The following is an 11,578-nucleotide window of genomic DNA, read 5'->3' as shown; positions in this document are numbered from 1 at the left end:
AAGATGTGACGGCTTACATGAAATATTACAACTTGGAGCGACTTCATTCAGCTAATGGTGATCTGTCACCGGTAGAGTTTGAAAATTCTCAATTAAAAGTGTCCAGTTTGGCTTGACCAGTACACACTATTTTTAAGGGATACAGACTGATTTACTTGACGATTCAAACAACGCATGTCATACATAACTATATTAGTTAATTAGATCATATTTGATCGCAGTGTAAATACTGTAAAAACTATCTATTTTTGTTGATGCTTGTCGTTGTAGTTTTATAACGAATACAGGCGTCACAAAAGTGAATGTTATCCACAGAATCTGTGGACAAGTTTGTTGATGACTGTGAGTTGTTTGTGTAACTCACTGTAATCGTTTTTGTTTTTTTTGCGGTTAAAAAGTGTCGCTTCTGTCGTAATTGTTCATTTCCCTTGCTCCACGAGCAAAACTCATTCCATTTGTTGCGTGATCTTTCAGACTACGTTAGGTTATAAAACGCCATTAAATCACAGCATAACCAAGCATAATGAAACCATTGAGATAATCTCAGGTATAAAAAAGCACTGACATTAATCAGTGCTTTTTTGTTGTGCAATTTCTCTAATGGAGAATAATTGTTACTTATTGTTGTTTTGCGATGCCTGAATGGCCGTTAACGCAATCGTGTAAACAATATCATCAACCAATGCGCCACGAGACAAGTCGTTGACTGGCTTGGCCATGCCTTGCAACATTGGGCCAATACTGATTAAGTCTGCACTACGCTGTACCGCTTTGTAAGTTGTGTTACCCGTATTTAGGTCTGGGAACACAAATACCGTTGCTTTACCTGCTACAGGGCTATTAGGCGCTTTAGACTGAGCAACGTTTGGCATGACTGCCGCATCGTATTGTAATGGGCCATCAATAATTAAATCAGGGCGCTTTTCTTTCGCAATTCGTGTCGCTTCACGCACTTTGTCAACATCGGAACCTGTACCTGAGTTACCGGTAGAGTAACTGATCATGGCTACGCGTGGCTCAATACCAAATGCTTGCGCTGATTCTGCTGACTGAATAGCAATATCGGCAAGCTGTTCAGCATTAGGGTCTGGGTTAATTGCACAATCACCGTAAACTAATACTTGATCAGGCATTAACATGAAGAAGATTGACGATACTAGGCTTGAACCTGGTGCAGTTTTAATTAACTGCAATGGCGGACGAATAGTATGAGCTGTTGTATTTACAGCACCAGACACAATGCCGTCAACTTCATTTTCTGACAACATCATGGTACCCAATACCATGTTGTCTCCAAGTTGCTCGCGAGCAACGACTTCAGTTAAGCCTTTGCTGCGACGTAGTACAAGCATAGGCTCGACGTATTTTTCGCGAACGGTTTCTGGTTCAATAATCTCAATGCCATCACCAAGCACAACATCTTGTTGTGATGCGATACGCAAGATTTCTTCACGGTTACCAAGAAGCACACAACGAGCAATACCGCGCTCAGCACAAATGGCAGCAGCTTTAATCGTTCTAGGTTCTTCACCTTCAGGCAATACGATAGTTTTACGTGCTGCACGTGCAAGTTCAGTTAACTTGTAACGGAATGCTGGTGGTGACAAACGGTGTTCACGAGGAGAATCTTGAGTCACACTCTCAATCCATGTTTGATCAATGTGGCTGGCAACGTATTCTTGTACACGTTCAATACGTACAGCATCATCAACTGGCACTTCGTGGTCGAAACGGTGAATGTTAAGTGATGTTTGCCAAGTATTTGTATCAATCAAAAATACTGGTAAACCCGTTTCAAAAGACTGCTCACACAATTTCATGATTTCTGGCTCTGGCTGATAACCACCAGTCAGAAGCAAGGCACCAATTTTTACCCCGTTCATCGCTGCTAAGCAGGCTGATACAATCACATCTGAACGATCACCAGACGTCACAAGTAAAGAGTTAGCTTTAAAGTGAGTCAGCATGTTTGGAATGCTACGTGCACAGAAGGTTACACGGCGCATACGACGAGTGTGCATTTCACCTGCATTGATGATTTTTGCATTTAAATGCTTAGCTAAATCAGATGCTCTTGGTGAAATAAGCTCTAAATTGTAAGGCACGCTACCTAAAATGCGCAGCGGGCTTTTACCCGGTAATTGGAACATACCTGAGCTGTCAATTGCTTGAGGCTGTTGGTCGTCAAACACTTCAGATAAATCTGGGCGAGTTCGACCTTCTTCATCAACAGGTGCACCAATTTTGTTAATAATGGCGCCAATAAGACGTTTATTTTTTTGGCCGCCCCATGAGTTGTGAGCAATTTCAAGACGGTTCATTAAGGCATTCGGGGTATCGTTACCCGGCGTAGCAATAAAGATCACGTCAGCATCAAGTGCTTTGGCAATTTCATAGTTGATGTCATCGGCAAACGGATGGCTGCGCGTTGGCACTAAACCTTCAATCACTAAGGTTTCGGTATTGCTGGCACATTCAGCCGCGCGAGCAATAATTTGCTCCATTAATACATCTAACTGTTCTGCACGAATTAACGTTTCAGCGTGAGCCATGCTAAACGGTTCTAATGGGTTAACCGTTGGCGATGTACTTAAAATAGTGGTTGAACGCTCAGGACCATTGTCGCCAGGACGAATTTGGGCAATAGGTTTAAAAAATTGTACTTTAACGCCTTTGCGTTCAAGTGCACGAACCATACCTAAGCTTAACGATGTTAATCCCACTCCAATACCAATGGGAATAAGCATAATATTACGAGACATGTTGACCTCTTAAATTTGTGTTAATCATGTGAATTAATCAAAAAGTAAGCGTCTTACTTTGCTGCCACTAATTTCATTGCGTCTTCTGCAATAACCCATTCTTCATTGGTTGGGATAACCATTGCGACAGGACTGCCAGGTTTAGTGATTACACCTTCTTGACCAAAACGTGCAGCTTTGTTCAAAGTGTTATCAACTTCAAAGTTAAAGATTTCAAGAAGGTTAAGTACTTTTTCGCGGATAAGATCTGAGTTCTCACCGATGCCGCCAGTAAAGATAATGGCGTCTAAACGGCCGAGTGGTACAGTGTAAGAGGCGATATATTTAGCCAATCTGTAGCAAAAGATCTCTAATGCTAATGTGGCGCCTTTATGGCCGTCTTGATAGCCTTCTTCAATACCGCGACAGTCATTGGTCAATTCAGAAATACCCAACAAGCCACTTTGCTTGTTCAGTAGGTTATTCACTTCATCAAGGGTGTAACCAAGTTGCTTCACTAAATGGAAAATGATTGATGGATCTAAATCACCACAACGTGTCCCCATGACTAAGCCTTCTAATGGGGTTAAGCCCATTGAAGTATCGACACTTTTGCCACCTTTGATTGCGGTAACAGATGCACCATTACCGAGGTGAGCACAAATAACGTTAGTGTCGGCTAATTCTTTGCCTAATACTTTGGCTGCTTCACGGCTAACAAATAAGTGGCTAGTGCCGTGCATACCATAACGGCGGATGCCATGCTCACGATACAATTTGTAAGGTAGGGCATAAACGTAGGCTTTTTCAGGCATTGACTGATGAAAAGCAGTATCAAACACAGCAACTTGCGGTAATGTTGGGAATGATGCAATCGCAGCGCGGATACCAATTAAATGAGCTGGGTTATGCAAAGGCGCTAATGAAGCACAGTCTTCAATGCCTTGGATAACTTCAGGCGTAATGATCACAGAGCGAGTGAACTTTTCGCCGCCATGTACAATACGGTGGCCAATGGCTTTAATTTGAGCCGCAAGCTGTGGCTGAGCACCTAAGATGTTATTTACAATAAACTCGACCGCTTCACGGTGAGCGGTAAATGCGCCAAGCTTGGCTTCATTTTTACCGCCATTGAATTTCCACTTAATGCGAGAATCTTCTAAACCAAAACATTCCGCAAGACCTGAAATTTGTTCATCGCCTGTTTGAGCATCAATGATGGCAAATTTTAATGATGAACTACCGCAGTTGAGTACGAGTACTAATTTGTCTGACATGTTAACGCCTTCTAAGTCAATGAAACTAAATTAAATTGTAAAAAGTCCATTTCGGTTAAGGTTTATATTCATTCATAAACATTACACTTGGGTAAACTGGTTGAACTGGCCGCTATAAATGAAACACTCAGTATAGCGGTTAATTCAGCAGTGTATTTTGGTCAATACACTGTATTATGCTACTGTTAAAACCATGTACTAGGCCGTTTAGGTACCCATATTGAACATGAATTTGCTTACTTTATTTGCTGATGGTCGTCGTTATATGAAGACCTGGCCAATGGTGCGACAACTAGGGTTATATTTCCCTGAATATCGTGTTGTCAAAGCGACGCAATTAGCCATTATTGTGATGCCTGTTTTGGGCTTAATTGCTGCGGCAAGTCAGCTTTATGTATTGGGCTGGGACTTTTTACCGCAAGCTATCACTGTATTGTTATTTTTTATTAGCCTACCTATTCAAGGTCTGCTGTGGCTTGGCTGGCGCGCTCGCCACCCTTTGCCATTGTCTTTATTCGATTGGGGCAACCAACTCAGTTCGACTTTGACTGAAATGGGTATTGCTTGCCAACCTCTTGGCGCCAGAGCATGTTATTTAGACATGGCTGCCATTTTAAAATTGGCCTTTGAACGTTTAGACCGAAGTTACTGGGATGAATTATAATTCATCCTGTAGTTAAACGGTCGCTAATTTAGCGTAAAGGGCCGTAATCTGGTTTAGTATGTTGCTTTTATGCCCCGTTCTAAAAATACTTGTTGCAGTTGCTGCATCGTTTCTGAACTCGGCGCTTGAACATTCGCCAATGCATAATCTTCGCCAAAGGCTTGCCACTTGTGTTCACCAAGGGCGTGGTAGGGCAGTAATTCTACTTTTTCGACATTCTGCATCGGTTTTATAAAGTCAGCTAATGCAATTGCCGACTCAACATCTTCGGTAAAGCCCGCTACAACAACATAACGGATCCAAGTGCGTACCTCTTTTTTGGCGAGGTACTGAGCAAATTGTAAGGTACGTTGATTACTGACTTTAGTTAAGTCGATGTGTTTTGCGTCATCCATTTGCTTGATATCAAGTAACACAAGATCGGTGTTGTCGAGCAGTTCATCAATAACAGGTTCGTATTTACGTACAAAACCATTGGTGTCTAAGCAGGTGTGAATACCTTGGCTTTTACACGCTTTGAATAATTCGCTAACAAATTGCGCTTGCAGTATTGCTTCACCACCGCTGGCCGTAATACCGCCACCGCTGCCTTCTAGAAAGGGTTGGTAAGAAATCACCTGGCTCATAATGTCGTCAACCGACATTAATTTGCCGCCATCTAGATCCCATGTATCACGGTTATGGCAGTATTGGCAGCGCATTAAGCACCCTTGCATAAACGCGATATAGCGGATGCCTGGCCCATCGACTGTGCCAAATGATTCCACTGAATGAATGCGACCTAATGTCATTGAAGTTCCTTACTGTGTTGATAAAAAAAAGGCTGTATCAAGAATGGTTATTCTTCGATACAGCCAATTTTAGCAGAGACTACAGACCTTTAGTGAAAGTACGTGTGATCACGTCTTGCTGTTGCTCAGGGGTCAGTGCATTAAAGCGTACTGCGTAACCTGATACACGGATGGTTAATTGTGGGTACTTATCTGGATTCACAATGGCATCTTCAAGCATTTCGCGGTTCATTACGTTCACGTTTAAGTGCTGACCACCTTCACGGTTTGCTTTACTTAAGAAGTAACCGTCCATGAGTGACGCTAAGTTAGCACGACGACCTGTGTCATCTTTACCTAGTGCATTTGGCACGATTGAGAAGGTATAAGAAATACCGTCTTGTGCGTGAGCAAATGGCAGTTTCGCCACTGATGTTAGTGATGCGATTGCACCGTTTTCATCACGACCATGCATTGGGTTTGCACCTGGTGCAAATGGCGCGCCTGAACGACGACCGTCTGGTGTATTACCTGTTTTCTTACCATAAACCACGTTAGAGGTAATGGTTAAGATTGACTGAGTTGGTACCGCGTTACGATACATTTTCTTATCGCGGATTTTCGCCATAAAGCGTTCAACTAAATCACAAGCAATGTCATCAACATGTGGGTCGTTGTTACCAAATTTTGGATAATCGCCTTCAATGTCAAAATCAACCGCAATACCATCTTCATCACGAATTGGTTTCACTTTAGCAAATTTAATTGCTGATAATGAATCCGCAGCAATTGATAAGCCAGCAATACCACATGCCATAGTACGGCGTACATCACGGTCATGCAGTGCCATTAGTGCTGATTCGTAAGAATACTTGTCATGCATATAGTGGATTGCATTAAGTGATGTGACATATTGCGTTGCTAACCAATCCATTAAGCCGTCTAAACGAGACATTACGTCATCAAATTCAAGTACGTCAGCAGTAATTGCGTCAGCTTTTGGTGCGATTTGCTTTTTCAGTTTTTCGTCAACACCACCATTGATTGCATAAAGCATGGTTTTTGCTAAGTTTGCACGAGCACCGAAGAACTGCATGTGTTTACCCACAATCATAGGGCTTACACAGCACGCGATAGCATAATCGTCAGACTCAAAGTCATTACGCATTAGGTCATCGTTTTCATACTGAATTGAGCTAGTGTCAATTGACACTTTTGCACAGTAGTTTTTAAATGCTTGTGGTAACTGAGTTGACCATAATACTGTGATGTTTGGCTCTGGGCTTGCACCCATGTTGTATAGCGTGTGTAAGAAACGGAAGCTTGATTTAGTCACTAAAGTACGACCATCAACACCCATACCAGCCATTGATTCAGTTGCCCAAATTGGGTCGCCAGAGAATAACTCATCGTATTCAGGGGTACGTAAGAAACGAACCATACGAAGTTTCATTACGAAATGGTCAACCATTTCTTGTGCTTGTTCTTCAGTGATTAAGCCACTTTTAAGATCACGTTCGATGAAGATATCGATGAATGTTGAAGTACGGCCTAAAGACATTGCCGCGCCGTTTTGGCTTTTCACTGCAGCTAGGTAGCCAAAGTAAGTCCACTGGATAGCTTCTTTAGCTGTTTTAGCAGGTACAGAAATGTCGCAACCATATTTAGCTGCCATGGTTTTCATTTGTGCTAATGCACGGTGTTGTTCAGCAATTTCTTCACGTAATTGGATAACGTTTGATAAGTCATCACCTGCTTCCATTTGTGCTTGAAGCGAAGAGAATTGGCTAAACTTATCTTTCATTAGGTAGTCGATACCGTATAACGCGATACGACGGTAGTCACCAATAATACGGCCACGACCGTAAGCATCAGGTAAACCGGTTAATATACCTGATTTACGACACGCCATGATTTCTGGAGTGTAAACATCAAATACACCCTGGTTATGGGTTTTACGTAATTCTGAATAAGTGTATTGAATGTCTTTATCAAGTTCACGACCATAAGCTTTGCATGAACCTTCAACCATGCGAATACCACCGTTAGGTAACATTGCACGCTTTAATGGCGCGTCAGTTTGTAAACCAACGATAGTTTCAAGATCTTTGTTGATGTAACCCGCATCGTGAGAAGTGATAGTTGATACTAAATCAGTGTCAAAATCGACAGGAGCGTGAGTTTGGTTTTCTAACTTGATACCTTCCATCACTTTATCCCATAAAGATAAAGTAGCAACGGTAGCACCGGCTAAAAATGATTCGTCACCTTCATAAGGCGTATAGTTTTTCTGGATAAAGTCACGTACGTTAACTTCTGTTTTCCAATCGCCTGCTACGAAACCTTCCCACGCGTTGGCAAATAGTTCGGTTTTATCTGTCATTTACTTAACCCTCTGGTTGATTAACTACGGCTAGGGTGCAAGTTAAACTTGTGTACCTTTCCGTTGAGTGTTTGCATTCTTGTCTAGGAACATTCGCTAGACTGAGTCGTTTACCGCTTCTGCGACATTCTTGGCAATGTGCGCCTAACTCACTTAATGACGCTTCAGATGTAGTAACCGGCTAATGGTTTAAATTGGTAAGACCATTTATCCATATACTAATAATAGCACAAGGCTTTGCTATTTTCGGTAGAAATCGTTTTTGGAATGATGAAAGTGTTAACTGCATAACATATCTTTATGTTCTTAGGTGTCAGTCAACTATAAAAAAAAGCGAAACCGGTTAGGCTTCGCTTTTTTATTAAATATAGCATATCGATCGATTAAAGCAGCGCTGGGATACCTTCAATCATCCCTACGGCGAGCATTGCAGCTAAACAAATCACAAACGCAAGACCCGGAATAACGATACGGTCAGCAAATGATAATGTCTTAGGGCGCTCTTTATCACCAATCAAACCATTGTTATCGAGCAACATGGTTAAGGCCCACGCCAGCACTGGGTTTGCCACAAATGCCGCAAAAATACAGATGCCAGCCGCTTGTGAGCTCGTGGTGTCTTTTACCATTTGTAAACCCGCTTCAAGTAACGGTAAAAATACCCCTACAAGCAACGCGATAGACATAACAGGGCGCCATACAGTGATATCCATTGGATAGCCCACAACGGCCACAATAATACACAAGCTACCCAGTAAAATTGCACCAGCAGGAATAGGGCGTTTAGCAATGGCTGCAGGGATCATGTATGTTCCCCAAGATGAAGTGATGTTACCCCCACCCACAGCAGTGCCAACCATTTGTCTCACTGAACAAGTAGTCATGGTGTCATCGACATCCATTAAGACTTTTTCTGCGCCTCTAGGGTAGTTTAATTCTTGGAAAATACGGTGCCCTAAAAAGTCAGGTGACCACATTGCAACGGCTAAAATCGCAAACGGTAATGAAGCAATAAAATGCGCCATATCTGGTAAACCTAACTGCCAACCTTGCTCAGTTGAGCCCCACCAGTAAACTGGGTTTAAGTTAGGAATGCCAGGGGCTGTAGTGAACTGCAGGTCAAGCCCAGCACCTAAACCGAAAGACAGTGCAATGGCGGCAATTGAACATAACGGAATGGCCAACCAGCGTTTACCAAACTTAGCCAGCGCAGCGTAAATCACCACGTTAATCACTAAAATAATAAAGGCTACATAACCTAAAGAGTAATCTAAGGCGTGCTTAGCTTGCAGTCCGCCAGCCCAGTCAAACAATGAGCCAATTTGGCTTTTTGCGCCCATAAAGCCCAGGAACACTAATAAGCCGCCAGCAACCCCACTACTGGTGAGATTAACCAGTTTTGAGCCGCCTTTAAAGTAACTAAGCAGCAAGCCAAATATACCAATTAAGATGGCAAGCGCTAGTGGGTGAGCACCGGCAAGTGCGATAGTACCAATTAACGGGATCATTGGGCCATGGTTGCCGCCCAAGTTAGCTCTAGGGTTAATAAAACCTGAGCTGATGATACAAAATAGTAATGCGGGGATAAGCATTTCAACACGAACAATTTGAATGGCAAATTCAGCGCCTAGATTAACATGATCCCATTTATCACTGAGACCCGCAGCCCAAGCCGCCATCACCGCAGAGTACATCACCGTAATACCGATGGTACCAGCAATAGCGGGGACTAAGTCTTCCCATTCAAAACGAAAATCTCGGCCAGGAAGGTTAAGACCCCAGCGTCTCGGCTTCATGATTTTGAGTTCGTTTTCAAGGTAGGCGTCGCGTGTTTCAAACTCACTCGCAGGGCGGTGAAGTTCGCTGTAGCTTGCTTCTTTCTCAGGTGTTTCTGAATTGCTGACTGTTTCTGACATATTTCTCATTCTCCGAAAAGAACAGGTTATTTCATCAATTGATGAAGTTGAGTGTGTTCCATTGAGTGATGGCGGTGCCCATTAGGTCAGCTAGCCAATGAGCCCTATGAGCTCGGGTCACTATATCTATTTACGGTGAAAATACGTTCAAAATCACCGTGAAGATGTCCATTTATTGGCTTATTCTTCTTGGTAAGACCAATTTACCTAGTGAATTTTAGCATAGGGAGAACGGCTCATCACTTGGTATCGATAAAGTTGATACTTTGTTTGCTCGAACTGAGAGCTGGTTAACAAGTTGGCAGCAAAATACGATCACGCAAGCTGAACTATAGCGCCTAAAACATGTTGGTTATTGATGACAAAATAGCCAGTATCAATTTTTTTGATAGTTAATAATGATAACAGTATATGCAACGATTAATCGTTTGGTGGGGCTTTGGCATTTTTTTTGCGCAGAGTGGTGTTTAGAAAATGGTATTTCGTAAATGGCGGTATTGCGCAGTTTTGGCTAAACATTAACAATAATGTTTGTTATAGCGAGGAGGTGGCTGGTTGCACGATGACGAATTCATGTATCAGACAGACAATACCGACGGGTTAGATAAGATGAAATCAGGTCGACATTAAGGTGTTTTAGAGTGGGCGATTAACATTTATCTCATAGGGCGTTGCAGTATGCTGAATGTGGAGTGTTTAAAAAGCCGCAAAAGGTGAACAAAATGACTATTAACAAGATGGTAATTGCAGATGAGTCATCGATTAACTCATCTTTCATTTATAATCAGAGCTGATTTTAGGGCTCATATGCGAGCCCATAGAGGTTATATAATGCTACGTGCAACTCGCTTGGCTTCAGCAATTAAGCAGTCTCTTAGTGGGTTTTCCCCCGTGTCGTGACGCCAAATAAACGATAAGTTTCGATTTAAGTTTAACTCTGGTGTGCTTAACATCACTAACTCACCGCTCGCGATGTCTTTTTCGACATCAAAGTAAGGCAAACAACTTAAATAGACACCGTTTTTCACCAAGGCTTTTAATAAACCGACTTGCTCGTATTCTTTCCATACGTTGAGTTTGCCCATTAAACCATGAATCGCGGCATCAAAGATACGCCTGGTACCCGCGCCCGGTTCTCGTAGTACCCATTTAGCTTGTTCTAGCTGAGAAATACTGGTTTGTTTACTCAATGCAAAAGGGTGGTGAGGCGAGGCTATCACTACAAGGCGGTCATCTACCCAGGGCTCTTGGTGTAATCGGCTATCATCAATTCGCCCTTCAATAACCCCAATATCAAATTGATAATCGAGGACCTCTTTAGCGACGTGATCACTATTTTCTACGGCAATTTCTATCCTGAGCTCAGGGAAGTCATTATCGATTTTGCTGATAAGACTGGGTAATAAGTGTTCAGCTGCCGTTTGGCTTGAACATAATTTTACGGTGCCACTGATAATATGTTGTTGATGAAGCCCTAATGCAATTTGTTGCGCATCTTGAAGTAATTTTTGTGCTTTAGGTCGTAGCCATTGTCCCCAATGACTCACAATAAGCCGATTACCTTGACGAATAAACAATGGTCGTCCGAGTAAATGTTCGAGCTGGCTTAATGACATGCTGACTGCAGATTGGCTCATGGATAACTTTTTGGCCGCAGCACTGACACTTTCTAAGCTGGCTACAGCGTCGAAAACTGCGATTTGTTTAAGTGTATAGTGCATAAGTTACCTATTGATAAATCTGTCTTTAAGTGCGTATGTTCGGCTATTTTTATGATGAGGTATAGTCGCAATTGCTGGTTTTGTGGTGCAGCTAGCAGTAATTTAC

The 11,578-nt window shown here is 42.5% G+C and carries 8 protein-coding genes; 2 read left to right on the top strand and 6 right to left on the bottom strand.

Translation table 11 applies throughout. The features are described from left to right. The coding region (locus IEY48_RS10875) for an IS3 family transposase (protein ID WP_188920184.1) at positions 1-116 on the top strand (116 nt) is incomplete at its 5' end. A gap of 498 nt (positions 117-614) precedes the next feature. Here the strand turns inward: IEY48_RS10875 and pta are convergent. Continuing rightward, positions 615-2,762 carry a phosphate acetyltransferase gene (gene pta / locus IEY48_RS10870; protein ID WP_188920182.1) on the bottom strand — a complete coding sequence of 716 codons (2,148 nt, stop codon included), beginning with the start codon at positions 2,760-2,762 and terminating at the stop codon, positions 615-617. 53 nt (positions 2,763-2,815) lie between these two features. Then, positions 2,816-4,018 (bottom strand): acetate kinase, encoded by a 1,203-nt coding sequence (gene ackA, locus IEY48_RS10865; RefSeq protein ID WP_188920180.1) that lies wholly within the window; start codon positions 4,016-4,018, stop codon positions 2,816-2,818. Positions 4,019-4,244: 226 nt separating this feature from the next. Here ackA and yfbV point away from each other — a divergent pair, with 226 nt between their 5' ends. Continuing rightward, positions 4,245-4,682 carry a terminus macrodomain insulation protein YfbV gene (gene yfbV / locus IEY48_RS10860; protein WP_188920178.1) on the top strand — a complete coding sequence of 146 codons (438 nt, stop codon included), beginning with the start codon at positions 4,245-4,247 and terminating at the stop codon, positions 4,680-4,682. A gap of 53 nt (positions 4,683-4,735) precedes the next feature. Here yfbV and pflA read toward each other — a convergent pair whose 3' ends face one another. The 4 genes from pflA to IEY48_RS10840 all read right to left on the bottom strand — a co-directional run bounded on the left by pflA (position 4,736) and on the right by IEY48_RS10840 (position 11,472). Beyond that, on the bottom strand, positions 4,736-5,473 hold the full coding sequence (gene pflA, locus IEY48_RS10855; protein WP_188920177.1) for a pyruvate formate lyase 1-activating protein: 738 nt from the start codon (positions 5,471-5,473) through the stop codon (positions 4,736-4,738). 79 nt (positions 5,474-5,552) lie between these two features. Continuing rightward, a complete protein-coding gene (pflB, locus tag IEY48_RS10850; protein WP_188920175.1) occupies positions 5,553-7,835 on the bottom strand; it encodes a formate C-acetyltransferase in 2,283 nt (760 codons plus the stop codon). A gap of 383 nt (positions 7,836-8,218) precedes the next feature. Further along, a complete protein-coding gene (locus IEY48_RS10845; protein WP_188920173.1) occupies positions 8,219-9,751 on the bottom strand; it encodes a DUF3360 family protein in 1,533 nt (510 codons plus the stop codon). Positions 9,752-10,575: 824 nt separating this feature from the next. Then, the gene (locus IEY48_RS10840; RefSeq protein WP_188920171.1) at positions 10,576-11,472 is read right to left on the bottom strand and encodes a LysR substrate-binding domain-containing protein; all 897 of its coding nucleotides are present in this window, start codon (positions 11,470-11,472) and stop codon (positions 10,576-10,578) included. Between the last annotated feature and the right edge of the window lie 106 nt (positions 11,473-11,578).

It is taken from the genome of Shewanella saliphila (assembly GCF_014648295.1).
Taxonomy (GTDB): domain Bacteria; phylum Pseudomonadota; class Gammaproteobacteria; order Enterobacterales; family Shewanellaceae; genus Shewanella; species Shewanella saliphila.
Note: the sequence above shows the minus strand (reverse complement) of the source record. Positions and strands in the feature narration are given on the sequence as shown.

Bases quoted from the DNA above. Each gene is read 5' to 3' on its own strand.
- pta (WP_188920182.1), bottom strand. From the start codon at position 2,762: ATGTCTCGTAATATTATGCTTATTCCCATTGGTATTGGAGTGGGATTA.
- ackA (WP_188920180.1), bottom strand. From the start codon at position 4,018: ATGTCAGACAAATTAGTACTCGTACTCAACTGCGGTAGTTCATCATTA.
- yfbV (WP_188920178.1), top strand. From the start codon at position 4,245: ATGAATTTGCTTACTTTATTTGCTGATGGTCGTCGTTATATGAAGACC.
- pflA (WP_188920177.1), bottom strand. From the start codon at position 5,473: ATGACATTAGGTCGCATTCATTCAGTGGAATCATTTGGCACAGTCGAT.
- pflB (WP_188920175.1), bottom strand. From the start codon at position 7,835: ATGACAGATAAAACCGAACTATTTGCCAACGCGTGGGAAGGTTTCGTA.
- IEY48_RS10845 (WP_188920173.1), bottom strand. From the start codon at position 9,751: ATGTCAGAAACAGTCAGCAATTCAGAAACACCTGAGAAAGAAGCAAGC.
- IEY48_RS10840 (WP_188920171.1), bottom strand. From the start codon at position 11,472: ATGCACTATACACTTAAACAAATCGCAGTTTTCGACGCTGTAGCCAGC.